General features: G+C 69.3%; 25 protein-coding genes and 1 pseudogene. 16 read left to right on the top strand and 10 right to left on the bottom strand.

Features of this window, described 5'->3' with window-relative positions:
- Positions 1-18: 18 nt before the first annotated feature.
- The 6 genes and pseudogenes from ABZ928_RS40320 to ABZ928_RS40295 all read right to left on the bottom strand — a co-directional run bounded on the left by ABZ928_RS40320 (position 19) and on the right by ABZ928_RS40295 (position 5,450).
- Positions 19-1,023 carry an alpha/beta hydrolase gene (locus tag ABZ928_RS40320; protein WP_361530294.1) on the bottom strand — a complete coding sequence of 335 codons (1,005 nt, stop codon included), beginning with the start codon at positions 1,021-1,023 and terminating at the stop codon, positions 19-21.
- Between the two features lie 468 nt (positions 1,024-1,491).
- A pseudogene (locus ABZ928_RS40315) lies at positions 1,492-1,671 on the bottom strand (IS256 family transposase); the annotation flags it as partial.
- Positions 1,672-1,675: 4 nt separating this feature from the next.
- A complete protein-coding gene (locus ABZ928_RS40310) occupies positions 1,676-2,833 on the bottom strand; it encodes an acetyl-CoA C-acetyltransferase (protein ID WP_361530291.1) in 1,158 nt (385 codons plus the stop codon).
- Between the two features lie 26 nt (positions 2,834-2,859).
- Complete coding sequence (locus ABZ928_RS40305) at positions 2,860-3,447, bottom strand: TetR/AcrR family transcriptional regulator (protein ID WP_361530288.1); 588 nt, start codon at positions 3,445-3,447, stop codon at positions 2,860-2,862.
- Between the two features lie 51 nt (positions 3,448-3,498).
- Complete coding sequence (locus ABZ928_RS40300; RefSeq protein WP_361530286.1) at positions 3,499-4,287, bottom strand: SDR family oxidoreductase; 789 nt, start codon at positions 4,285-4,287, stop codon at positions 3,499-3,501.
- Positions 4,284-5,450: an acyl-CoA dehydrogenase family protein gene (locus ABZ928_RS40295; protein WP_361530284.1), complete on the bottom strand. Its 1,167-nt coding sequence runs from the start codon at positions 5,448-5,450 to the stop codon at positions 4,284-4,286. Before ABZ928_RS40295 ends, ABZ928_RS40300 begins: the two co-directional genes overlap by 4 nt.
- 79 nt (positions 5,451-5,529) lie before the next feature.
- Between ABZ928_RS40295 and ABZ928_RS40290 the strand changes: the two genes are divergently transcribed.
- Genes ABZ928_RS40290 through ABZ928_RS40275 form a run of 4 tightly spaced genes read left to right on the top strand, consistent with a single transcriptional unit; the run spans position 5,530 to position 9,664 of the window.
- A complete protein-coding gene (locus tag ABZ928_RS40290; protein ID WP_361530281.1) occupies positions 5,530-6,387 on the top strand; it encodes an enoyl-CoA hydratase in 858 nt (285 codons plus the stop codon).
- The gene (locus ABZ928_RS40285; RefSeq protein ID WP_361530278.1) at positions 6,387-7,565 is read left to right on the top strand and encodes an acyl-CoA dehydrogenase family protein; all 1,179 of its coding nucleotides are present in this window, start codon (positions 6,387-6,389) and stop codon (positions 7,563-7,565) included. Before ABZ928_RS40290 ends, ABZ928_RS40285 begins: the two co-directional genes overlap by 1 nt.
- Positions 7,565-8,554: an acyl-CoA dehydrogenase family protein gene (locus tag ABZ928_RS40280; protein ID WP_361530275.1), complete on the top strand. Its 990-nt coding sequence runs from the start codon at positions 7,565-7,567 to the stop codon at positions 8,552-8,554. Before ABZ928_RS40285 ends, ABZ928_RS40280 begins: the two co-directional genes overlap by 1 nt.
- A gap of 42 nt (positions 8,555-8,596) precedes the next feature.
- Positions 8,597-9,664, top strand: coding sequence for an acyl-CoA dehydrogenase family protein (locus ABZ928_RS40275; RefSeq protein ID WP_361530272.1), 1,068 nt, complete (start codon positions 8,597-8,599; stop codon positions 9,662-9,664).
- A gap of 101 nt (positions 9,665-9,765) precedes the next feature.
- Here the strand turns inward: ABZ928_RS40275 and ABZ928_RS40270 are convergent, their stop codons facing one another.
- Complete coding sequence (locus tag ABZ928_RS40270; protein ID WP_361530269.1) at positions 9,766-10,473, bottom strand: TetR/AcrR family transcriptional regulator; 708 nt, start codon at positions 10,471-10,473, stop codon at positions 9,766-9,768.
- 155 nt (positions 10,474-10,628) lie between these two features.
- Here ABZ928_RS40270 and ABZ928_RS40265 point away from each other — a divergent pair, with 155 nt between their 5' ends.
- The 6 genes from ABZ928_RS40265 (at position 10,629) to ABZ928_RS40240 (ending at position 14,861) form a co-directional block, all read left to right on the top strand.
- On the top strand, positions 10,629-11,000 hold the full coding sequence (locus tag ABZ928_RS40265; protein ID WP_361530266.1) for a DoxX family protein: 372 nt from the start codon (positions 10,629-10,631) through the stop codon (positions 10,998-11,000).
- Positions 11,001-11,040: 40 nt separating this feature from the next.
- Positions 11,041-11,679, top strand: a complete 639-nt coding sequence (locus ABZ928_RS40260) for an NAD(P)H-binding protein (protein ID WP_361530264.1) — start codon at positions 11,041-11,043, stop codon at positions 11,677-11,679.
- Between the two features lie 55 nt (positions 11,680-11,734).
- Positions 11,735-11,926, top strand: coding sequence for an LLM class flavin-dependent oxidoreductase (locus ABZ928_RS40255; RefSeq protein ID WP_361530261.1), 192 nt, complete (start codon positions 11,735-11,737; stop codon positions 11,924-11,926).
- Positions 11,927-11,932: 6 nt separating this feature from the next.
- Positions 11,933-12,778 carry an LLM class flavin-dependent oxidoreductase gene (locus tag ABZ928_RS40250; protein ID WP_361530615.1) on the top strand — a complete coding sequence of 282 codons (846 nt, stop codon included), beginning with the start codon at positions 11,933-11,935 and terminating at the stop codon, positions 12,776-12,778.
- Positions 12,779-12,872: 94 nt separating this feature from the next.
- The gene (locus tag ABZ928_RS40245; RefSeq protein WP_361530258.1) at positions 12,873-13,760 is read left to right on the top strand and encodes a hypothetical protein; all 888 of its coding nucleotides are present in this window, start codon (positions 12,873-12,875) and stop codon (positions 13,758-13,760) included.
- A gap of 220 nt (positions 13,761-13,980) precedes the next feature.
- Positions 13,981-14,861, top strand: a protein-coding gene (locus ABZ928_RS40240) for an IS5 family transposase (protein WP_361530612.1) whose coding sequence is annotated in 2 segments (ribosomal slippage) — positions 13,981-14,344 and positions 14,344-14,861 — 882 coding nt in all. Because the reading frame shifts where the segments join, the coding sequence is not laid out codon by codon here.
- 18 nt (positions 14,862-14,879) lie between these two features.
- Here the strand turns inward: ABZ928_RS40240 and ABZ928_RS40235 are convergent.
- Positions 14,880-15,710 (bottom strand): aminoglycoside phosphotransferase, encoded by an 831-nt coding sequence (locus ABZ928_RS40235; protein WP_361530255.1) that lies wholly within the window; start codon positions 15,708-15,710, stop codon positions 14,880-14,882.
- A gap of 69 nt (positions 15,711-15,779) precedes the next feature.
- Positions 15,780-15,938 (bottom strand): hypothetical protein, encoded by a 159-nt coding sequence (locus ABZ928_RS40230; RefSeq protein ID WP_361530621.1) that lies wholly within the window; start codon positions 15,936-15,938, stop codon positions 15,780-15,782.
- Positions 15,939-16,321: 383 nt separating this feature from the next.
- Between ABZ928_RS40230 and ABZ928_RS40225 the strand changes: the two genes are divergently transcribed.
- Together ABZ928_RS40225 and ABZ928_RS40220 are read left to right on the top strand one after the other, a co-directional pair.
- Positions 16,322-17,656, top strand: coding sequence for a hemolysin family protein (locus ABZ928_RS40225; RefSeq protein ID WP_361530252.1), 1,335 nt, complete (start codon positions 16,322-16,324; stop codon positions 17,654-17,656).
- Positions 17,653-18,675 carry a hemolysin family protein gene (locus ABZ928_RS40220; protein ID WP_361530249.1) on the top strand — a complete coding sequence of 341 codons (1,023 nt, stop codon included), beginning with the start codon at positions 17,653-17,655 and terminating at the stop codon, positions 18,673-18,675. The genes ABZ928_RS40225 and ABZ928_RS40220 overlap by 4 nt, the downstream gene beginning before the upstream one ends.
- Positions 18,676-19,022: 347 nt before the next feature.
- On the opposite strand, the gene ABZ928_RS40215 is transcribed toward ABZ928_RS40220, so the two are convergent.
- On the bottom strand, positions 19,023-19,247 hold the full coding sequence (locus ABZ928_RS40215) for a twin-arginine translocase TatA/TatE family subunit (protein WP_361530246.1): 225 nt from the start codon (positions 19,245-19,247) through the stop codon (positions 19,023-19,025).
- A gap of 167 nt (positions 19,248-19,414) precedes the next feature.
- On the opposite strand from ABZ928_RS40215, the gene ABZ928_RS40210 reads away from it, so the two are divergent.
- From ABZ928_RS40210 to ABZ928_RS40195, 4 genes are read left to right on the top strand one after another with little or no spacing between them, the layout of a single operon-like run.
- Positions 19,415-20,350, top strand: a complete 936-nt coding sequence (locus tag ABZ928_RS40210; protein ID WP_361530243.1) for an ion transporter — start codon at positions 19,415-19,417, stop codon at positions 20,348-20,350.
- Positions 20,351-20,380: 30 nt separating this feature from the next.
- The gene (locus ABZ928_RS40205) at positions 20,381-20,644 is read left to right on the top strand and encodes a GlsB/YeaQ/YmgE family stress response membrane protein (RefSeq protein ID WP_361530240.1); all 264 of its coding nucleotides are present in this window, start codon (positions 20,381-20,383) and stop codon (positions 20,642-20,644) included.
- Positions 20,645-20,687: 43 nt separating this feature from the next.
- Positions 20,688-21,302, top strand: a complete 615-nt coding sequence (locus tag ABZ928_RS40200) for a TetR family transcriptional regulator (protein ID WP_361530237.1) — start codon at positions 20,688-20,690, stop codon at positions 21,300-21,302.
- Between the two features lie 40 nt (positions 21,303-21,342).
- Positions 21,343-22,539 (top strand): acyltransferase, encoded by a 1,197-nt coding sequence (locus ABZ928_RS40195; protein WP_361530234.1) that lies wholly within the window; start codon positions 21,343-21,345, stop codon positions 22,537-22,539.
- Positions 22,540-22,617 lie beyond the last annotated feature (78 nt).

The raw sequence follows: 22,617 nt of genomic DNA, 5'->3' as shown, positions 1-22,617 counted from the left end.
GCCAGCGATGTGCCCTTCTCAGATGGCGAGGTTCTTGGTGAAGAACTCGTCGAGCCTGTCGAAGGGGATGAGTTCCGTGCGGTCGTACAGATCGACGTGGTCTGCCTCCGGAACGATCACGAGTTCGATGTTGCCGGGTGCCGTCGCCTGGACGTCCTCGGAGTAGTAGCGCGAGTGAGCGTTGGCTCCGGCCACCAAAAGGGCCCGGCGGGGTGCGAGCATGGCGATGTTCGACATCATGGGGAACGCGAAGAACGCCGTGGGGGTGGTCGCGGTCCACGCGGTGGTGGAGTTGATCGATCGAGGGTGGAATCCGCGCTCGGTCCGGTAGTAGTCGAAGAAGCTGGAGACGATCGGGTTGGCGTCCTTGGGGAGGGTCTCGGGAAGCGTTCGGTTCGTCACGGTCAGGTTGCCGTCCGCGTCGAAGGGCACTTCGTGGGACGCCCGCGCGAAGGTGCCGGTCTCGGCGTCGATCCAGCGCTGCCTGCTGAGGTAGTCCACAACCTCATGGCGCTGCTGGGGCGTGTAGCTGTCCCTGTAGCCGCGGGAGATGCTGCGCGACATGTCGTACATCGAGCACGTGGCGACCGCCTTGATACGGCTGTCGGCGGCTGCCGCTGTGAGCGCCATGCCGCTCAGGCCACAGATGGCCTGCAGGCCGATCCGCTCGCGGTCGACGATCTTCTGTAGCCCGAGGAAGTCGACGGCCGCGCTGTAGTCCTCGGTGTAGATGTCGGGCGAGGCGACGTCGCGGTTGTCGCCTCCGCTTTCGCCGGTGAAGGACGGGTCGAACGCGAGGGTGACATAGCCGCGGCGAGCGAACTCGTTCGCGTAGAGGCCGGACGATTGCTCCTTGACAGCGCCGAAGGGCCCACTGATGGCCAGAGTGGGGAGTCTGCCTTCCGCGCTCTTCGGTACGTAGAGGTCTGCGGCGACCTCGATGCCGTAGCGGTTCTTGAACCGCACGGGGGTTCGGCCGACGTTCTCATTCAGCGGGAAGGTGTAGCCGTCGGACACGGTCATGGTTCTCTCCTGGTTCCCAGTGGTTGTGACGCTTCTGGTCGAGCCGTGTGCTGGGATCGGTCCGTTTCTGACTTCTTCATGTTCTCCGAGGCCAGTGGCGCTCGCATTTCCAGGAGGCAGCTGGTCGTGTGTAAAAGGGGCTGTACTGATGGCGGGTGCGGATTTGCCCCCTTGCCCACTGGATCCTTGGAATTCGCGCATTGCGCGCTGGAACGGTGCGGGGTGTGTGATCGGGCGGTTGCCCGGCGAGGGCCGACGGCGCGAGGACTTCGCCGAGCTTGTCGGAGTGGCGCCGCTGACGGTGGACCGGCAAGGCCCGTCAAACTGAGCGGGGCCTTGCCGGCCTGGGGGAGAAGTGCCGTGGCGGACCGCGCATCCAGGTGCGGGCGCGGTGATCGCTTTGACGAGGATGTACCCGCCGGCGGAATCAAGCCTGTCGCATCACGCAGCGCAGGGCTTCGGGCACTCGACGAGCTTGAAGACCATGGCCAGGGCGGCGGTGCGGTGGACGGAGCCGCGGGTTACCGTGGTCCGGAGGCGGACGGTGGGGGACCCGGACTCGATGGGGTTGGCGCTGCGCAGGTGGGCCCAGTGGTGGCGGACCGGGAAACTACAGAAGGCCAGTAGCTGCTCTTGGTCGTCGGTGAGCTTCTCAGAGCCGCTCGATGATGGTGACGTTGGCCTGGCCGCCGCCCTCGCACATGGTCTGCAGTCCGAACCGACCGCCGGTGCGCTCCAGTTCGTGCAGGAGCGTGGTCATCAGCTTGGCGCCGCTCGCGCCGAGCGGGTGGCCGAGCGCGATCGCGCCTCCGTTCACGTTCACCTTCTCCGGATCGGCACCGGTCTCCTTGATCCAGGCCAACACCACAGAGGCGAAGGCCTCGTTGATCTCGACCAGGTCGATGTCGTCGAGCGTCATGCCGGCCCGCTTCAGCGCGTACGCGGTCGCCGGTATCGGAGCGGACAGCATGCGGATCGGATCCTCGCCGCGCACCGAGAGGTGGTGGACGCGGGCGCGCGGGGTCAACCCGTGCTCCCGTACGGCCCGTTCACTCGCCAGCAGCATCGCCGAGGCGCCGTCGGAGACTTGCGAGGAGACCGCCGCCGTCAGCTTCCCGCCCTCGATCACCGGCTTCAGGCCCGCCATCTTCTCCACGCTCGTGTCGCGGCGCGGCCCCTCGTCGGCGGTGACAGCGCCGTAGGGAACGAGTTCACGGTCGAAGCGTCCCTCGTCGATCGCGCGGACGGCCCGCTGGTGCGAGCGCAGCGCAAACTCCTCCATGTCCTGGCGGGAGATGCCCCACTTCTCGGCGATCATCTCGGCCCCGGCGAACTGGTTGACGGGCCGGTCGCCGTAGCGGGCCCGCCAGCCCTCTGAGCCCGCGTACGGCCCCTGTGTCAGCCCGAGGGGCTCGGCGGCCTGCCGGGTGGCGAAAGCGATGGGGATCATCGACATGTTCTGCACACCGCCCGCGACCACCAGGTCCTGGGTGCCGGAGAGTACGCCCTGGGCGGCGAAGTGCACGGCCTGCTGGGAGGAACCGCACTGCCGGTCCACGGTGGTGCCCGGCACCTCCTCCGGCAGGCCGGCCGCCAGCCAGCAGGTGCGGGCGATGTCGCCGGCCTGCGGGCCCACGGTGTCCAAGCAGCCGAAGACGACGTCCTCGACCGCTGCCGGGTCGGCTCCCGAACGCTCCATCAGCGTCTTGAGCACATGCGCGCCCAGGTCGGCGGGGTGCACGGCGGACAGCCCGCCGTTCCGCTTACCGACCGGGGTACGGACCGCTTCGACGATGTATGCCTCGGCCATGGTCACTCCTCATCACTCTCACGGGGTCATTGCCGCAGGGTGATGCCCTCCAGCACCATCGACAGGTACTGGCGGGCGATCTCCTCCGGGCTGTGCTGCCCGCCCGGCCGGTACCAGGACGCGGCCACCCAGACGGTGTCGCGCAGGAAGCGGTACGTCAGCCGGACGTCGAGGTCGGCGCGGAAGACCTGGTCGGCCACTCCGCGTTCCAGCGTGCCCAGCCACGCCTTCTCGAACTTCGCCTGGGAGTCGGTGAGATAGGCGAAGCGCGGCTGGGCCTGCAAGTGCTTGGACTCCTTCTGGTAGATGGCGACCGCCGCATGATGCCGGTCGATCTCCCGGAAGGACTCGGTGACGAGGGCCTCGACGGTCTCCCTGGGCCCGAGACCGGCGGCGAGCACGGCGTCGTAGCGGGACCACAGGTCGTCGAGGAACGTCGAGAGGATCTCGTCGATCATCGACTCCTTGGAGTCGAAGTGGTAGTAGAGGCTGCCCGCGAGCATCCCCGCCGCGTCCGCGATCTTCCGGACGGTGGTGGCGCGGTAGCCCTGCGCGGCGAACACCTCGGCGGCGGTGGCCAGGAGCTCCCCGCGCCGTTCGGGGGCGGCGCTCACGGTCGTCTTCTTACGGTCACTACTGCGGTTCGGCACCGGGTCATTGTCACCTCACGCATGCTGGCTGCTCACGGAGACGATCTCGCCGGTCATGTACGAGGAGTAACCGGACGCCAGGAACACGATCACGTTGGCCACCTCCCAGGGCTCGGCGTACCGCCCGAACGCCTCCCTCGCGGTCAGCTCCTCCAGCAGCTCCGGTGTCGTCACCTTCACCAGATGAGGGTGCATGGCCAGACTCGGCGCCACCGCGTTGACCCGGACCCCGTACTCGGCTGCCTCCACGGCAGCGCACCGCGTCAGCGCCATCACACCCGCCTTCGCGGCGGCGTAGTGCGCCTGGCCCCTCTGTGCCCGCCACCCGATGACCGAGGCGTTGTTCACGACGACTCCACCCTCGCCCCCGGCCTTCATCCGCCGCAGCGCGGCACGCGTGCACCGGAAAGTGCCGTTCAGCGTCACGTCGAGCACCCGGCTCCACTGCTCGTCGCTCATGTCGACCAGATCGGCGGTACCGCCGAGTCCGGCGTTGTTGACGACGATGTCCAGCCGTCCGTGCCGTTCCTCGGCGAGGTCGAACAGCGCGGCCACCTGGTCCTCGTCGGTGACGTCGCAGGGCAGGGAGGCGACCCGGTCGGCCCCGAAGGCGTCGGCGAGTTCCGCGGCGGACTCCTTGAGTCGGCGCGCATGCGCATCCGACACGACGACGCTTGCGCCCTCCTCCAGCAGTCTGCGCGCGGTCGCCCCACCGATACCGGCTCCGGCCGCCGCAGTCACGACCGCGCCACGTCCGGTCAGCAGGTGGTGGCCGGGTACACGGGGCGGCGGTGAGGTGGTCACGGGCGAGCCTCCTTGGGCAGGCCGAGGACGCGCTCGGCGATGATGTTCCGCTGGATCTCGTTGGAACCGGCGTAGATGGTGTCGGCGCGGGAGAACAGGAACAGGCGCTGCCAGTCGGTGAGTTCGTACGGCCCGTCCACCGCCAGCATGCCCTCGGTGCCGCACACGTCCATGGCGAGTTCGCCCAGTTCCCGGTGCCAGGTGGCCCAGAAGATCTTGCCGATGGACGCCTCGGCTCCGGGGGCGCCGGAGGCGACCCCTTCGAGCATGCGCAGCGCGTTGAAGCGGATGATCTCCAGGCCGGTCCAGGCTCGGGCCAGGCGGTCGCGGATCAGTGGGTCCCGGGCGGCGCCGTTGCGCCGCGCCAGTTCGATGAGCGCCTCCAACTCGCGCCGGAAGCCGACCTGTTGCCCGAGTGTGGACACACCCCGCTCGAAGCCCAGGGTGGCCATGGCGATCTTCCAGCCGTCGCTCGGTTCCCCGACGACATGGCCGGCCGCCGTACGCGCTCCGTCGAAGAACACCTCGTTGAACTCGGAGGTGCCGGTCAGCTGGGTGATCGGGCGGATCTCCACGCCCGGCTGCTTCAGCGGTACCAACAGGTAGGACAGCCCATGGTGACGGCTGGACCCGGGTTCCGTACGAGCAACGACGAAACACCAGTCGGACTCGTGCGCCAGCGAGGTCCAGATCTTCTGCCCGGTGACCAGCCACTCCTCGCCGTCACGTACGGCGCGGGTGCGTACGTTCGCCAGGTCGGAGCCGGCGTCCGGCTCGCTGTAACCCTGGCACCACAGCTCCCGCACGGCCACGATCGGTGGCAGGAAGCGGTCGCGCTGCTCGGGTGTCCCGAAGGCGATGAGGGTCGGGCCGAGCAGCTGCTCGCCGATGTGGTTGACGCGGGCTGGAGCATCGGCGAGTGCGTACTCCTCATGCAGGGCCACCTGCTGCTCCAGACTCGCACCCCGGCCGCCGTATTCCTTCGGCCAGCCCACGCACGTCCAGCCCGCATCGGCCAAGTGCTGCTCCCAGGCGAGGCGTTCGGCGAAGGCCTCGTGCTCGCGCCCGGGTCCGCCGCGACCGCGAAGACCGGCGAACTCACCCGTGAGGTGCGCCCGAAGCCACGCGCGGAACTCGATGCGGAACTCCTCGACGCTGCTCATGGGCGGCTCCGGGCGGCTCTCGACGGCTGACTCCTCGTACGTTAACCTACCAAACACTTGTTAGAGAAGGAGAGGGCGGATGTCCGCTGCCCGCACCGCACCGGGGGAACCCGTCCGCTACGAGCGCCGGGGACCTGTCGCCGTGGTCACGATGGATCGGCCCGACTACCGCAACGCCCAGAACTCCGCGATGACGTACGCCCTGGACCGGGCCTTCTATCGGGCGGCCGAGGACGAAGAAGTCAAGGTCGTGGTCCTCGCGGGGGAGGGCAAGCACTTCTCCGCGGGGCACGACATCGGCACCCCGGAGCGGGACGCGCATCTGCCGTTCGAGCGCAGGGCCGGACTGTGGTGGGACCACTCGGACAAGCGGGGCGCGGAGAGCCGGTTCGCCCGCGAGTCGGAGGTCTACCTGGGCATGTGCCGCCGCTGGCGCGAAATGCCCAAGCCGTCCATCGCCTCCGTGCAGGGCGCGTGCATCGCCGGTGGTCTGATGCTCGCGTGGGTCTGCGACCTGATCGTCGCCTCCGAGGACGCCTTCTTCGCGGATCCGGTGGTCCGCATGGGTATCCCCGGCGTCGAGTACTTCGCCCATCCGTGGGCGATGCCGCCGCGGATCGCCAAGGAGTTCCTGTACACGGGCGACCGTATGACCGCACGACGGGCGTACGAGGTCGGCATGGTCAACCGGGTGGTGCCCCGCGCCGAACTGATCGACCACACCATGGAGCTGGCGGTCCGCATCGCCGAGATGCCGCGCATGGGCCTAGCTCTCACCAAGCGCGCCGTCAACCAGGCCGAGGATCTTCAGGGCCTGCACACCGGCATGGACTCCGTCTTCGGACTGCACCACCTCGCTCACGCGCACAACGCCGAGACGGCGGCCGACTCCCTCGGGGGCCTGGACGTCCGCGCGATGAAGGAGGCAGGAGCCTGATGGACCTCGACTTCTCCGCGGCCGAGGACGATTTCCGCACCGAGGCTCGCGCGTGGCTCACCGCGCACGTGCCCGAAACGCCCCTGCCCTCCCTGGAGACCGAGGAGGGCTTCGCCGCCCACCGGGAATGGGAGCGCACCCTGTCCGCCGATCGCTGGTCGGTGGTCTCCTGGCCCGAGGAGTACGGCGGTCGGGGAGCCTCGATGCTGAAATGGCTGATCTTCGAGGAGGAGTACTACACGGCCGACGCACCCGGACGGGTCAGCCAGAACGGCATCAACCTGCTGGCCCCGACCCTCTTCGAGCACGGCACCCCCGAGCAGCGTGCCCGTATCCTCCCCGCCATGGCCACCGGAGAGACGATCTGGGCCCAGGCCTGGTCGGAACCCGAAGCCGGTTCAGATCTCGCCTCCTTGCGCTCCACCGCCCGACGGACTGACGGAGGATGGCTGTTGAACGGCCAGAAGACCTGGTCCTCCCGTGCCGCCTTCGCCGACCGCGCCTTCGGTCTCTTCCGCAGCGACCGGGATGGCGCGGACGAGGCCAAGCCCCACCGGGGCCTGACCTACCTGATGTTCCCGCTCGACGCCGACGGCGTGACCGTACGGCCCATCGGTCGCCTCGATGGAAAGCCGGCCTTCGCGGAACTCTTCCTCGACGACGTCTTCGTACCCGACGCGGACGTCATCGGCGAGCCCGGACAGGGCTGGCGGGTCGCGATGAGCACTGCGGGCAACGAACGCGGCCTCACCCTGCGCAGCCCCGGCCGCTTCATCGCCGCCGCCGAGCGTCTTGTCCGCCTGTGGAGGGACCAGGCTGACCCCACCGACACCGCACTGCGTGACCGCGTCGCCGACGCCGTGATCGGCGCTCGCGCGTACCAGTTGTTCACCTACGCGGGTGCCTCACGCATCGCCTCCGGCGGCTCGATCGGCGCCGAGTCGAGCATGAACAAGGTGTACTGGTCCGAGCTGGACATCGCCCTCCACGAGACCGCGCTCGACCTGCTCGGCCCTTACGGCGAACTCGCCGACCATGCCGACGAGGCGCCCGATCATGGCAGTTGGGCCGAGGGCCATACCTTCTCCCTGGCCGGGCCGATCTACGCGGGCACCAACGAGATCCAGCGCGACATCATCGCCGAGCGGCTGCTCGGCCTTCCGAAGGGACGCCGGTGATGCGCTTCCTCCTCGACGACGGGCAGCGGGAGTTCGCGCGTTCACTGCACGGCATGCTCGCAGCGGCGGACACCCCGGACGCCGCCCGCGCTTGGGCCCGCGGCGACCAGGGTCCCGGCCGTGCCCTGTGGGCCCGCCTCGCGGACTCCGGCGTCTTCGCTCTCGCGACCCCCGAGGAATACGACGGCCTCGGCCTGCTCCCAGTTGAACTCACCGTGGCATTCACCGAGTTGGGGCGACATGCGGTGCCCGGCCCCCTGGTGGAGACCGTGGCCGCGGCGGCCCTGCTGGACCGCCTCGGCGACCGCACCGCGGCCGCCACCTGGCTGCCCGGCATCGCCTCCGGCAAGACGGTGGCGACCTTGAACCCGCTCACCGACGACAGCCCCTACACGCTGGACGCGGACACGGCCGACCTGGTCCTGATCGTGGCCAGCGGCACCGTACGCATCGCCGGGTCCACCGGCCCCGTCCAGCCGTCGGCCGACCCGGCCCGACGCCTGTCCCGCCCGGCCGGCGGCACCCTCATCGCCGACGGGCCGCACGTTTCGCGCGCCTCCGCGTGCGCTGCCGCCGTCGCCACCCTGACCACCGCCGCGCAGGCGCTGGGGCTGGGCCGGGCACTGCTGGAGAAGACCGTGGCCTATGTGCGACAACGCCATCAGTTCGGCCGGCCGATCGGCTCCTTCCAAGCGCTCAAGCACCGTCTCGCGGACGTCCTGATCGCCCTGGAGTTCGCCGAGCCACTCGTCCACGCCGCCGCGCTCTCGCTCGCGTCCGCGTCCCCGCGGGCCGACCGGGACATCGCGGCGGCGAAGGCGGCGTCCGGCGAAGCGGTGTACTTCGCTGCCCGTACGGCCCTGCAGTGCCACGGAGCCGTCGGCTACACCGAGGAGCTGGACCTGTCGCTGTGGATCCGCAAGGCACGCTCTCTGCGCGCCGCCTGGGGCACTCCGGCAGCCTGCCGCGCCCGCGTCCTCGCGCCCTGAACCGCGGTGCCGAACAAGCCGATTCGAGCAAGGAGCCGACGGATGAAGCTGACAGCGGAACACGACGAACTCCGCTCGGCCGTGCGATCCCTCCTCACCCGGAACGAGAGCATGGCGGCTTGGCGTCCGCTGACCGAGCAGATCGGCGTGGCTGGACTCGCCGTACCTGAGGAGTACGGAGGGGCAGGAGGCGGCGCGCTCGAAATCCACGTCGTCATGGAGGAGCTGGGGCGGTGCCTGAGCCCCGTACCCTTTCTCGGATCCTCGGTGCTAGCGACCCAGACGCTACTGGCGTCGGGCGATGAGGCGGCCTGCGCGACGCTGCTTCCGTCCCTGGCCGAGGGCCGAACAACGGCGACCGTCGCCTGGGCGGAACACGGCACCTGGGATCCCGCGACACTGCGCGCCCAGGCCGTACGCGGTGCGGACGACGAATGGCGGATCACCGGGACCAAGGAGCACGTACTGGACGGGGCAACGGCTGGTGTCCTCCTCGTCGCTGCCCGCACCGATGCCGGAGTGTCGCTGTTCCGGGTCGATACCGACGAAGCCGGTGTACACCGCGAGCCGCTGGTCACGATGGACCAGACACGCGCGCAGGCCCGGATCCGGCTGGACAACGCACCCGGCCGGCTCGTGGGGGAGGACGGCCAGGCGGAGCGGGCCTTGTGGCACGCGCTGGACCTCGCCTGCGTCGCACTGGCCGCCGAACAGGTCGGCGCGGCCGAACGCTGCCTCGAACTCACCGTCGCCTACGCCAAGGAACGTGTGCAGTTCGGGCGTCCCATCGGATCCTTCCAGGCTGTCAAACACCGCTTGGCGGACATGTACGTGCTGGTAGAGGGGGCGCGTTCGGCGGCACTGGGAGCCGCCGTGGCTGCCCTTGGCGATCCGTCGGAACTGGCGCGTCTCTCCGCCGTTGCCAAGTCCGCCTGCTCCGAGGCATTCTCCGCGGTCGCGGCCGAGACCATCCAGCTGCACGGCGGCATAGGCATCACTTGGGAACACGACGCCCACCGCTACTTCAAGCGCGCCCACGGCTCGGCGCAGCTGTTCGGCTCGGCGGCATGGCACCGAAGGCGATTGAGTGTTGCGGTGGGGTTGGGCTGAAAACGCACGAGGCGTCGCTGGTCTCACGTCAGGTGGAATGACCGGCATCTCTGAACCGATCTGAGCTTCACCCCCGAGATGCGGCAGGTGTTGGCAGAGCGTCAGATGGGTTTCTTGGACAGGGAGGTACCGCCCCGGGCGAGACGGACCATGGCGCGAAAGAGGGTCGGGGGATCGGGTGAAGCGGGCAGGGGCGGGGCGTCGGTGCCCGGCGCGGCGTAGGAGCGAAGCATGTGGCCGACCAGGCGGCGCCAGGCGTCGGGTGCGGCGTCGCCGGTGGCGGCGATGACGCCGGCATTGGCCATGAGAAGGATGACGAGGTCCTCCGCGGTGAAGTCGTCGAGGAGATTACCGGCGGCCTTGGCGCGGGCGATGAGTTCGAGGAGCCCCGCGTACGCCTCGGCACGACGCGTCTCCAGCGCCTTGGCAGTGGGAAAGGTCATGGTCAGGACGTCGGCGAAACCGCGATCGGCGGCCTGCATGAAGCAGACCGCCTCGATGTAGCCGGTGAAGCCGTGCCAGGGATCGGGGTCGTCCAACGCGACGGCGACGGCCTCGGCGTAGGCGTCCATGCGGTCGGCGAAGACCGCGTTGATCAGTTCCTCCGGGTTGGCGAAGCGGCGAGAGAGGGTGGCCTTGCCGACGCCTGCCTCGCGAGCGACCGAGGCCATGGAGACGCCGAGCCCTTCAGCGGCGTAGAGGCGACGGGCCGCGGCAAGGATTCGGTCGCGGTTGCGTTCTGCGTCGACGCGGAGCCCGGGTTCGGGCTCCCGGCTTGAGGTATCGGCCGGAGTCGCGGAAGGAGTCATGCCTCCACTCTACCGAAGTGGAACGCGTGGACCAGTTGTGTCACTATGCTGACATCGCGCAACTGGGAAGGCTGTTCCATTTGTGCGGTGTGTTGGCCGTGTGTATCGGCCTCACCCACCTCCCGTGCGCCCGTCTCCCTGAAAGAACCTCTACTGTGAACGCCTTCCTGTGGATCGTGCAGGCCGTGCTTGCCGCCATGTTCGCCATGGCCGGTGTCACGAAGGCCACCCAGCCCAAGGACAAGCTGGTCGAGAAGCTGCCTTGGGTTGCCGACTTCTCGCAGGGCACCGTCCGCCTCATAGGCGTGGTGGAGTTCGCCGCCGCCCTCGGACTGATACTGCCAGCGGCCACCGGCATCGCCTCCGTACTGACCCCGCTGGCTGCGACCGGCCTGGTCGTCGTGATGGTGCTGGCCGCGCTCACCCACGCCCGTCGCAAGGAGCCCGGCGCGATCGCCTTCAACGCAGTCCTGTTGATTCTGGCCGCCTTGGTGGCCTGGGGCCGCTTCGGTCCCTACAGTTTCTGACCGAGCCCGGCCGCTCAGCCCCACGCGAGGACCATCCCTGATGCGTGTCACCGTCTTTGGCGCGACCGGCGCCATCGGCCGTCTCGTCGTCCAGCGGCTCCTGGACGACGGCCACCAGGTCACCGCCCTGGTCCGCACTCCTGCCAAGCTCTCGCTCACCCACCGGAACGTCACTGTGGTCACCGGGCAGTTGACCGACCGGGACGCCGTCGAGGAGGCCGTCACGGGTGCCGAGGCGGTGATCAGCGCACTCGGTCCGTCTCTGAAGCGATCCGAGACCGGCACCGCCCTGAGTGAAGGAACCCGCACGCTCGTCGAGGCGATGGCGGCGCAGAAGGTCACCCGGTTCATCGGCCTGGCCACGCCTTCTCTGGCCGATTCCCGCGACGGGCCGCACTGGAAGCACAAGGTGCTGCCTGTCCTGGCCGGAGTATTGTTCCCCAACGCGCTGTCCGAGCTGACGAGCATGACCGACGCCGTCACCGGCTCCGGCCTCGACTACACCATCGCACGCATCACGAACCCGACGAACGGCCCCGCCACGGGCCGCATTCGTGCTGGTTTCCTCGGCCACGACCGCGTCGGTTCCGCCATGAGCCGAGGCGACATCGCCGCCTTCCTCGTCTCCCAGCTCACTGACACCCGCTACCGGCGGGCCATGCCAGCCATCAGCAACTGACCGCCCCGCGCCCTGCCGGGCCGGCACCAGCTTGCGACACTTCGAGGAGCTCGCCGTGGAACTCGGCATCCTTTCTCTGTCCGACCTGCAGACCGACCAGGCCACGGGAAACCTGAACGACGCCGGTCGCCGCACCCGCGAGATCGTCTCCTACGCGGTCGCCGCAGACCAGGCGGGCCTGGACGTCTTCGGCCTCGGCGAACACCATGGTCCGGACTTCGCCGTCGCCAACCCCGCCGTCCCGTAGGCCGCGATCGCCCAGGCAACCGGCCGAATCCGCCTGGCGAGCGCCGTGTCCGTACTGTCCACCGTCGACCCGGTCCGGCTGCACCAGGACTTCGCCTCCCTCGACCTGCTCAGCGGCGGCCGGGCGGAGATCATCGCCGGACGCAGCGCCTTCGCCGAGGCTTTCCGCCTCTTCGGCGTAGACCTCGACGACTACGACGAGGTGTTCTCGGAGAAGCTCCGCTTGCTGCTCGCCGTCCGGGAGAACCCCGGGCAGGTGACCTGGGCGGGCCGATTTCGCCCGGCCCTGGACGGTCTCCCCGTCCCACCACGCCCTCTTCAGGAACAACTGCCTCTGTGGCTCGGTGTGGGCGGCACTCCCGCCAGCGTGGAGCGTGCCGGGAGTCTCGGCCTGCCCATGGCGCTCGGCCTCATCGGCGGGGACATCCGCCGCACTCGCGCGATCGTCGAGCACTACCGCACCGTCGGAACCGCCGCCGGCCACCCGTACGAGCGGCTCGAATTCGCCGTCTCCAGCCACTTCTACGTCGGCGTTACGTCCCAGAGCGCACGCGACGACGTCTTCCCCCGCTACCGGGAGTATCTGCGACCCAAACCGCCCACCGGACGTGGCTGGCACGTGACGCGCGCCGACTTCGACGCCGTCTCCGGCCCTTACGGAGCCCTGGTGGTGGGCAGTCCTCAGGAGGTCATCGACAAGATCCTCACCGAGCGCGAGCTTCTCGGCCTCGACCGCTTCATGGGCCAGGTGGACTTCGGAGGTATGCCCGCTCCGATGGTTCACGGCTCCATCGAGCTCCTCGCGACCGAGGTCGCTCCCGCCATCCGCAAGGAACTCGGACTACCGGCATGACCAGCACGATCGGTGTGTCCGTCCGCGCTCCTCCCCCTCGATCGGCTGTTGCACTCCTGTAGCGAATCCCCCACTTCTCGAGGAGCAGACTGGAATGACCACGACCACTGATCCGTCCTACGTCGACCTGACCTTGATCAACCCCCGCGCGGTACGTCTCGTCGCGGCGTTCAAACAGGCTCTGGCCCGCCTGCGGGACGAGGAAGGACTGACCTTCGACGACCTCAACACCGCCGCTGACCTGTTGCAGCGCGTACAGGCGGCTACCGGTGCCCCTCTGGGGTTGGTCGCGATGCCGCTGTTCAGTGAGGTCTTCCAGGGCGACCGGGACGGCTACACCCCCTCCGAAGAGGTCGACAGCCCCACCTACCTCCCCGGTTCGACGCGCATCGACAACCCCGGTGCGCTGCCGATGCGTGCCGATGAGCCAGGCACCCCTCTGGTCGTCTCCGGCCGGATCCTGGACGGCCACCGTCGACCGATCGTCGGCGCCAGGATGGAGATCTACCACGCGGCCAACAACGGCGACTACTCCGGGCTTTACGACGACGGAGTACCCAAGGACAACCTGCGTGGACATCTCTTCACCGACAACGAAGGCCGCTACACCTTCACCACCGTCACTCCCGCGGCTTACGCCGACGCCCACGTCAAGGAGGTCGAGGGAGTCATAGAGGCGGTCGCAGCTCTCGGCCGCAGCCTGTACCGCCCGGCCCACATCCACTACGAGGTCCACCACCCCGACCTGATCGCCCCCTGGCGCGGCGAGGTCTACTTCCACGGCGACCCCGTCATCCCGGTCGATTTCGTCGGCGCCGCCCTGGCCCCCGCCGCTCTGCAAGCCACCACTGTCCTGCATGAGGACCCCCAGGACATAGCCGCACACGGATTCCCGAGCCCCTACCGGACCATGGAGTTCGACTTCACCCTCAAGACCCGCATCAGCCCCGGCACCGTCGACCCGAAGAGGGCGACGGCCTGATTCCCCAGGACGCGACAGCCTGAGCACTGGCCAGGCTCAACACCCGTGTTCACTCCCGATGCACTTCACGTGCCGCGCGGAGATCGGTTGGGTTCGCCTTCACGGTTGATCAGGGAATCGGAACACGACACGCGGCTCCTGTCGCAGGGGGTGCGTTGGCCGCCTAGGGCCTGTCCGGCGGATCTTGTGACCGTTGCGGCCTTGGTTCGTTGGCATGTTCATGGGGCGGGGAGATCTGACAAGCGAGGAATGGGCCCGGTTGAAGCCGCATCTACCGAAGTCTGGGCGGCGCGGGGGCCGTTGGGGCGGTCACCGCAGGATCATCAACGGGATCCTGTACCGGAACCGGACCGGGGTGCCGTGGCGGGATCTGCCTGCACGTTTCGGCAAGTGGAAGACCGTGTATGAGAGGCATCGGCGTTGGTCAGCGGATGGCACGTGGGACAGGCTTTTCGCGGCTGTCCTGGTCGATGCCGACGCGGAGGGCCGCATCGACTGGTCGATGGTGAGCGTGGACTCCACCTCCTGCCGGGCCCATCAGCACGCCGCCGGAGCACGCAAGAAGCCTCCAAGGCTGCCGGGAAAAGACGCACGCCCCGGCAGCACCGCCCTGATGAGGGACTCGGACGCTCCCGGGGCGGCCTGACCTGCGAGATCCATCTTGCCGGCGAGGGCGGACGCCGCCCACTGGCCCTGCTGATCACGCCGGGCCAGTGGGGTGATGCCCCGCAGTTCATCCCGGTCATGGATCGTGTCCGTGTCGCCCGGCTGGACGGGGGGCGTCCCCGGACTCGGCCTGACCATCTCGGCGGCGACAAGGCGTACTCTTCCCGGCGCAACCGCCGCTACCTGCGACAGCGCCAGATCAAGCACACCATCCCCGAGCCGAAGAATCAGCGGGCCAACCGCCAGGCACGCGGCAGCAGGGGCGGTCGGCCCGCCGGCTTCGACAAGACGATCTACAAGCGCAGGAACGAAGTTGAGCGAACGATCAATGCTCTCAAGAATTCCCGGGCCGTGGCCACGAGATTCGACAAGCGCGCCTACATCTTCCACGGCACCGTCATCCTCGCCTCGATCAGACTCTGGCTCCGACCATGACCGCGGTTCAGGCGTGTCCTAAAGCGTCGCTAGCTGCCTCACCACAACCTCGGCTGCCCTTGCATAGCGGGCGGGCTCACCCGAGTGAGCCCGCCCCAGTGGACCTGCACTCTCGCTGTGGGCGACGAGCCTGAAAATCAGTGCACGGACCAGCATCTGCGGCCAGTCAAGATGATCGCTGCCAGCCGCCAACAGGTCAGTCGGAAGGTCGAACCACAGCAGCCCGTCTGCAACCACGATCGCCTCAGCGAACCCCGGCGGCCGCCAGTACGGGGAAAAGTCGATCACGACAGGCACTTGATCCGGAGCGAACAGGACATTGCCCGTGAGATCTCCATGGATGAGCTGAGCTGCGTCCTGCGTAACCGGGCGCCTCAGCTCCTGCAGGGTCGAGAACGGTGCGGCGAGGTCGTCGATCACGTCGATGTCCTGCTCGCCCCACGCGACTCGGTCGGCCACAGCCCACGGGTGCACATGACGATCAAGGAATTCGGGCCGGGGCACATCCCGCAGAGCATTGTGGAGGGCGCGGCCGGCACTGAGCACACCGGTCCAGTGCCCCTCCGGTCCAGGTTGACCGGTCAGGAACTCGCTGGCGGTCCAGCCGTCCACGACGCTTCGCCCGTCGGCGGCCCGCAACGGCAGTGGAACGCGGAAGCCACTGTCTGACGCCAGCTTCTCAAACAGGGAAGTCGCCCACTCGACCTCCTCGTCAGTGCCCTCGGCAGGCTTGAATACAAACCCACCGACGAGGACGCTTCGCCCCTGTCCACCAGCCAGCGGAACAGCAGAACCCTTCACACCGAAGGCGTCAAGGACGGCAGGGGCTGGCACGGCGTTGCTCCGCATTTCAGTCACCCCGGGCATCCTGCCGACGTCATCGTGCCTACGCACCTCGTTTTCACCCAACCCCATCCGTCAAACGCCAGCAGGGAAGATCCGCCGGACAGGCCCTAACAGCTCGCCGTCGCGGTCGGAGATCCCCTTCAGCGCGCCCACCGGTGCGGCCAGGATCTCGGGCAGGCTCTTGCCCGCCCACGCCTTGTCGAGCACCTTGTCCAGGTCGATCGATGTCATGCGTCCTCTTCCGTGATGCGGGCAGGTGAGAGGCGTGCGTCGCCGGGGAACAGCCCGTGACAGCGACACGTTCTCTCTACAGACTCGTAGAAGCATAGGGGTGTCGGGGCCGGTCCAGGCCGTGTCCCGGCGGCCGTGGCGGGAAAGTCCGAAAAAGGCCGCCGAGTGCGACCGGCCAGGGACTTGACCTCGATGCTTTGCCGGTCTTTTACGATGGCGGGCAGGGGCGTGTCCCCGCCCTGTCGACCACCGAGGGTCTCCCGGCCCTCCAGTCCCAGAAGGAGCGACGGTCCCGCAATGGGTGAGCCTCCCAGTACCAGCCGCCGTGCCGTACCCCGTCCGCAGCCCGCGCTGCCCGTGCGCGAGGGATCGGGGGTGGCACGGTGACCGAGATCCTGCTGCTCCTGCTGGCCCTCCTGCTCACACTGGCCTGCGCCCTGTTCGTCGCCGCCGAGTTCTCCCTGACCACCGTCGAGCGCGGTGAGCTGGAGCGGGCTGCCGAGGCGGGCGAGCGCGGTGCGCAAGGCGCGCTGCACGCCGTACGCCGCCTGACGTTCCAGCTGTCCGGCGCCCAGCTCGGCATCACCGTGACCTCGCTGGTGATCGGCATGCTCGCCGAGCCGTCCCTCGCGGCGCTCCTGAAGGGCCCGTTGGAGGCGATCGGTCTGGGCGGTGCCGCCTCTACGGTGGCGACCGTGCTGGGCGTGGCCGTGTCCACCGTGGTGCTGATGGTGGTGGGGGAGCTGGTGCCGAAGAACTGGGCGATCTCCCGGCCGCTGGCCGTGGCCAAGGCGGTCGCCGGTCCCCAGCGCGGTTTCACCGCAGCCTTCGGACCGTTCATCCGCCACTTGAACGGCACCGCGAACCGGTTCGTACGGCGCTTCGGCCTGGAGCCCGCCGAGGAGCTGGCCTCCGCCCGCAGCCCCGAGGAACTCATCGCGCTCGCCCAGCACTCCGCCGCCGAAGGTGCCCTGGAGGCGGACTCCGCCGAACTGTTCGTCCGCACCCTGCACCTGGGCGAGCTGACCGCCGAGAACGTGATGACCCCGCGGGTCGACGTCCAGGCGCTGGAGGCCCATGCCACCGCCGCCGACGCGGCGAACCTCACCCATGCCACCGGGCTGTCCCGCTTCCCGGTCTACCGCGACAGCCTGGACGAGGTTATCGGCACCGTCCACATCCGTGACGTGCTCGCTCTAGAGCCGGAGAAACGCGCGGCCACGCCGGTCACCGAGCTGGCCACCGAGCCGCTGTTGGTCCCCGACAGTCTGAGCGCCGACCGGCTGCTGGAGCGGTTGCGCGAGACGCGCACCATGGCCGTGGTCATCGACGAGTACGGCGGCACGGCGGGTGTGGCGACGATGGAGGACATCGTCGAGGAGGTCGTCGGCGAGGTCCGCGACGAGCACGACCCCGTCGAGGTGCCCGACCTGGTGCCCGCTGCCCGGACGGAGGACGGCCGCAATGCGTGGGAGGCGGACGGTTCCGTCCGCCTCGACGAGCTCGCCGGCATAGGGCTGGCGGCGCCGGAGGGGCCGTACGAGACGGTGGCCGGCCTGGTCGCCACCCGTCTGGCGCGCATCCCGGCCAAGGGCGACGAGCTCGACCTGGACGGCTGGCGGCTTCATGTGCTCGACGTCGAGCACCACCGCGCGGACCGCGTCCGCATCACCGAACCGGCCCGGGTGCCGGTCCAGGCGGGGGAGGAGTCCCGATGACCGCACTGCAGCTCACCATCGGTGCCCTGACCCTGCTCACCAACGCCTTCTTCGTCGGCGGCGAGTTCGCCCTGATCTCGGTACGCCGCAGCCAGATCGAGCCACGCGCGAAGGAAGGCAACAAGCGGGCCCGGATGACTCTGTGGGCCCTGGAACACCTGTCGGCGATGCTGGCCACCGCCCAGCTGGGCATCACCGTCTCCTCCCTGGTGCTCGGCGCGGTCGCCGAACCGGCCATCGCCCACCTGCTGGAGCCCGGCTTCGAGGCGGTCCAGCTGCCGCACGCCCTGGTGCACCCGGTCGCCTTCGTGATCGCGCTGACCGTGGCGACGTATCTGCACATGCTGATCGGTGAGATGGTGCCGAAGAACATCGCGCTGGCCGCGCCGGTCCCCACCGCGTTGCTGCTCGGCCCGCCCCTGGTGGCCCTCACCCGGGCCCTCAAACCGGTGATCTTCGGCATCAACGCCTTCGCGAACGCCCTGCTCAAACTGCTCCGGGTGGAACCGAAGGACGAGGTGGAGGCGGTGTTCACCGACGACCAGCTCGCCCGCATGGTCGTCGACTCCAGCCAGGCCGGCCTGCTGTCGTCCGCGGACGGAGAACGGCTGCGCGACGCGCTGGAGCTGGGCACCCGCCCGGTCGGCGAGATCCTTGTCCCGGCGCAGCAGATGCGCACGGTCGCGCACACCGTCACCCCGGCCGGGCTGGAGCGCACGGCCGCCGAAGCGGGCTACTCCCGCTTCCCCGTCACCGGCCCGGACGACGCCCTCCTCGGATACCTGCACATCAAGGACACCCTCGGCATCACCGAACGGAACAAGCCGTTCCCGCGCACGGCCCTGCACCCGGTGACGCGGGTCCGCATCGACACCCCGCTGGACGACACCCTCACCGCACTGCGTGCCGACGGCAGCCACCTGGCCGCGGTGACCGGCGAGACGGGCGCGGTGCTCGGCTTCGTGACCATGGACGACGTCCTGTCCGAGCTGGTCGGCCCGGCACGTGCCGCCGCCTGACCGCCGGGCCGCCTGTGCGCGCCCCCGCACGAGGCGGCCCGGCTTGGCCTGCCGGGTGTGGCCGGTCCGGCGGTGATCCGCCCCGGACCTGCCGGCGACCGATAGTTCCACGCGCGCGTTCGGGCAAAGAGGGAGGGATGTTCACGGCGTTCGGGGAAGCTCCGGGGCTTCTGGGCCGCTCGCCGGACCGGCTGAACCGTGTCAGGGCACAGAGTCAGTGCCCCAGAAGGGGCAACGGGCTGTGCGGCTGTGCTGATCTGCGGTTCCGCCGCGATGGGAGTTCCTGCGCTCGAGCAAAGCCGAGAGCGGGCGACCGGCCGCGACAGACCCGCGGTCGACGCCGGCTTTCAGGAACGCGCGGACGGTCCGTCCCGTTCGACGGCCGTGTCGGCAACGTCCCGCCCGGGGCCGGAGGCGCCTGCGGCGGAGTCCTGCTCCTTGAGTGCCCTGGTCTCGCTCTTGAAGATCCGGGCCGCCTTGCCCGCCGACCGCGTCAGCTCGGGCAGCTTCTTGATCCCGAGGACCACGACGACCACGAGAAGGATCAGGGCCAGCTCGCTCAAGCCGAACATCAGGTGTGCTCCCCCGGGGGCTGGCGGCGGCCGATCGGTGGACCGGTGACGCACGGGAATCTACGTTGCTGTAGAAGTCTCTCCTGGAGTGCGACCGCTCAACAAGCCCCCCTTCCAGCCCGGTTGGCCGAGACCAACTCCCCGCACCAAGGAGCACGGACAGCAGCATGCCGGATCCACACCACCCCACGGCCGACCCGACGGCGCCCTCCGCCTGTCAGGAACTGGCGCGCCGCTGCCGCGCCGTCACCGAGGCCCGCTGGTTCGCCCTCACCGTCTTCGCCCTGATCCTCGCCAACGCGACCCTGCTGGGCATGGAGACCTACAGCGGACTGGCCGCCGACTGGCATCGCTGGTTACGCCTGGCCGAACACGTCTGCCTGGCCGCCTTCACCGTCGAGATCCTGCTGCGGCTGGCCGCCCACGCCGACCGTCCCTGGGGTTTCTTCACGGACCCGTGGAACCTCTTTGACCTGGCGGTGGTGCTGTCCGCGTTCCTGCCCGTCGTACGCGAGAACACCACCGTGCTACGGCTGCTGCGCCTGGCCCGCGTCCTGCGCACCGCCCGTTTCCTGCCCCAGCTGCGCGTCTTCCTCCTCGCGGTCGGCCGCAGCCTGCCCGGCACCTTCAGCTTCCTGATCGTCGGCGCCCTGCTCCTGTACGTGTACGCGATGGTGGGCTGGGTCTTCTTCGCCCACCACGACCCCGAGCACTACGGCTCCCTGGGCCGCGCCGCCCTCTCCCTCTTCCTCCTGATGACCCTGGACGGCATCGGCGACGCGGTCCGCGCGGGCCTGGAGATCTCCCCCTGGAGCATCTTCTACTACGCCTCCTTCGTCCTGCTTGCCTCCTTCGTCCTGGTCAACGTCCTGATCGGCGTCGTCATCACCTCCCTCGACGAGGTCCGCGACATCGAACGGGAGAACAGCGCGCCCGGCCCGGCGGCGGCCGGGGCGGCGGACGACGCCGAACGGCAGCTGCGCGACCGTATCGCCCGGGCACGCCGCGCCCTTGACGAACTCGAAGAGAGCCTGGAGCGCTTCCCCGCGCCCCGCCGCAGGGAAACGGAAGCGCGTGCACCGTCCTCTCCTGGGCAGACCTGAGACAAAGGGATACGGCAAGGGGAGGCCGTCGTGGAGATCTCGGGCATCATCAGCGCCATCGTGATCGGTATCGTCATCGGGGTGCTGGGGCGGCTCGTCGTGCCCGGGCGCCAGCGCATCGGCGTGCTCTGGACGATCCTCGTCGGCATCGCCGCCGCGTTCGTGGGCACCGGGATCGCGGCCGGCCTCGACGTCGCCGACACCAAGGGCATCGACTGGATCGAGATGGCCATCCAGGTCGGACTGGCGGCTGTTGGAGTGGCCGCGCTGGACCGGGTCAGGGCCCGCCGCTGATCCGCTGTCGGCCGGCCCGGGACGACATGGATACGCTGCGGCCATGCGGGCGGTGGCGAAGAGTGATCTGACCGGACGGGCGCGGCTGCGCGAGGCGGCGCTGGAACTGTTCGCCGAGCGCGGCTTCGAAGCGACCTCGACCCGGGCCGTGGCGGCCGCGGCCGGGCTCTCCCCGGCGCTGGTGACCCGGCACTTCGGCTCCAAGCAGGGGCTGCGTGCGGCGGTCGACGAGCACGTCCTGGACCGCATCGGCGAACAACTGCGCACCCTGGACCCCGACAAGGGCGTGATGGCCTCCCTGGGCGAGGTCTCCGCCCGGGTTTTTGGCGCGGATCCGGTCCTGCGCGGCTATCTGCGCCACGTCCTGCTGGAGGACAGCGAGGCGAGCGCGGCCCTCTTCGGCCGCCTCCTGGCCGGCGCCCGTAACGAGGTGGAGCGGCTGTCCGAGGTCTACGGCGAACAGGGCCCGGACGAGGAGTGGGCGCCGTTCCAGATGCTGTGCCTGATTCTCGGCCCGCTGCTGCTGGAGCGGGTGATGCAGCCCAACCTGGACGAGCCGATGTTCGGCCCGGAGGCGCTGGCCCGCCGCAGCGCGGCCAACCAGCGGCTGTTGCTGCGGGGTTACTACGGCCATCCGGAGGGAGCGGACGGGGGCTAGCACCAGTGCGGGGTGTACACATGTTTACAAAAATGAACTCATGGACACACCTTCGCTGCCCCTACGCCCGCGCACCTCCAGCCTCGCCTCAAGCCGCCTGGTCTGGCTGGACAACCTCCGTATCGCCCTGACCGTCCTGGTCGTGGTCCATCACGCCGCGCAGGCGTACGGTCCCGCCGACTGGTGGTACGTCGAGGAGCAGCCGCGCACCGGAGCCCTGGCCACCCTGTCGGCGGTCGACGGGGCGTTCTTCATGAGCCTGTTCTTCTTCGTCTCCGCGGTCTTCGTGCCCGGCTCCTACGACCGCCGGGGCGCCCGCCGCTTCCTGACCGGCCGTCTGCTGCGCCTCGGTCTGCCACTGGTGGCGGGCGCACTCACGATCGTGCCGGGCCTGATGTACGCCTACTACGTCCACTACCGCGGCTATCCGCCGATCTCCTTCCCCCGCTACTTCACCGATGTCTACCTCGGCCTCGGTGACGAGCCCGCCGACTGGAGCGGCCCGTCCTGGCCCGACCTGCAGTTCGGGCACCTGTGGTTCATCCAGAACCTGCTCGCCTACAGCGTCCTGTACGCGCTGTGCCGCCAGATGGCCCGGCTGGCGCGCTGGCGCGGTGGGCGGCGCCTGCCGGTGCCGGGGCACCGTGCTCTGCTCGTCCTCACCGCCGCGATCGCCGCCGCCACCTTCCTGGTGCGCCTGCGGTATCCGCTGGACAGCTGGGTACCGGTGCTGGACTTCCTCCAGGTCGAGCCCGCCCGGCTGCCGCAGTACGCGGCTTTCTTCACCCTTGGAGTGCTTGCATTCCGGCACGGCTGGCTCGAACGCTTCGACGCACGCACCGGATGGGTGTGGCTGACCGGAGGTCTGGCCTGCGTGGCGCTGCTGTTCGTGATCGGCGCGGACGCCGACTGCTTCGGACCGGGCGGCTTCGACGGCTCGTCCGCGCTGTGGGCGGCGTACGAGAGTGCATTGTGTGTGGCCTTGTGCGTTGGGCTGCTCACGCTGTTCCGGGAGACGGTGACCCGCCGCACCCGTCTGTCGGGAGAGCTGGCGGCCGGCTCGTACGCCGTCTACATCATTCACCTCCCGCTGGTGGTGACGCTGCAGTACTACCTGGCCGACCGAGGCCTGCCGGCCGTCGGCGCGTGGGCTGCGGTCTGCGCGCTCACGCTGCCGACGGCCTTCCTGACCGCGGCATGGCTGCGGCGGCTGCCGGGTTTTGGCCGGGTGCTGTGAGTGCCGGTCAGCGGCGCACCTTCACCCATGGACGGTGTCAAGAAGCTGCCCGAGCTGACGTGTTCGGCCGCCAAGCGG

Origin of the sequence: Streptomyces sp. NPDC046909 (assembly GCF_040644695.1) — a bacterium.
Lineage (GTDB): Bacteria > Actinomycetota > Actinomycetes > Streptomycetales > Streptomycetaceae > Streptomyces.
This window is presented reverse-complemented; position numbering and strand designations above follow the sequence as displayed.

Coding starts and splice junctions, on each gene's coding strand:
- ABZ928_RS40200 (WP_361530237.1), top strand. CDS start 20,688: ATGCGGGCGGTGGCGAAGAGTGATCTGACCGGACGGGCGCGGCTGCGC.
- ABZ928_RS40280 (WP_361530275.1), top strand. CDS start 7,565: ATGCGCTTCCTCCTCGACGACGGGCAGCGGGAGTTCGCGCGTTCACTG.
- ABZ928_RS40290 (WP_361530281.1), top strand. CDS start 5,530: ATGTCCGCTGCCCGCACCGCACCGGGGGAACCCGTCCGCTACGAGCGC.
- ABZ928_RS40295 (WP_361530284.1), bottom strand. CDS start 5,450: ATGAGCAGCGTCGAGGAGTTCCGCATCGAGTTCCGCGCGTGGCTTCGG.
- ABZ928_RS40320 (WP_361530294.1), bottom strand. CDS start 1,023: ATGACCGTGTCCGACGGCTACACCTTCCCGCTGAATGAGAACGTCGGC.
- ABZ928_RS40245 (WP_361530258.1), top strand. CDS start 12,873: ATGACCACGACCACTGATCCGTCCTACGTCGACCTGACCTTGATCAAC.
- ABZ928_RS40230 (WP_361530621.1), bottom strand. CDS start 15,938: ATGACATCGATCGACCTGGACAAGGTGCTCGACAAGGCGTGGGCGGGC.
- ABZ928_RS40210 (WP_361530243.1), top strand. CDS start 19,415: ATGCCGGATCCACACCACCCCACGGCCGACCCGACGGCGCCCTCCGCC.
- ABZ928_RS40220 (WP_361530249.1), top strand. CDS start 17,653: ATGACCGCACTGCAGCTCACCATCGGTGCCCTGACCCTGCTCACCAAC.
- ABZ928_RS40195 (WP_361530234.1), top strand. CDS start 21,343: ATGGACACACCTTCGCTGCCCCTACGCCCGCGCACCTCCAGCCTCGCC.
- ABZ928_RS40310 (WP_361530291.1), bottom strand. CDS start 2,833: ATGGCCGAGGCATACATCGTCGAAGCGGTCCGTACCCCGGTCGGTAAG.
- ABZ928_RS40285 (WP_361530278.1), top strand. CDS start 6,387: ATGGACCTCGACTTCTCCGCGGCCGAGGACGATTTCCGCACCGAGGCT.
- ABZ928_RS40270 (WP_361530269.1), bottom strand. CDS start 10,473: ATGACTCCTTCCGCGACTCCGGCCGATACCTCAAGCCGGGAGCCCGAA.
- ABZ928_RS40275 (WP_361530272.1), top strand. CDS start 8,597: ATGAAGCTGACAGCGGAACACGACGAACTCCGCTCGGCCGTGCGATCC.
- ABZ928_RS40260 (WP_361530264.1), top strand. CDS start 11,041: ATGCGTGTCACCGTCTTTGGCGCGACCGGCGCCATCGGCCGTCTCGTC.
- ABZ928_RS40215 (WP_361530246.1), bottom strand. CDS start 19,247: ATGTTCGGCTTGAGCGAGCTGGCCCTGATCCTTCTCGTGGTCGTCGTG.
- ABZ928_RS40235 (WP_361530255.1), bottom strand. CDS start 15,710: ATGCGGAGCAACGCCGTGCCAGCCCCTGCCGTCCTTGACGCCTTCGGT.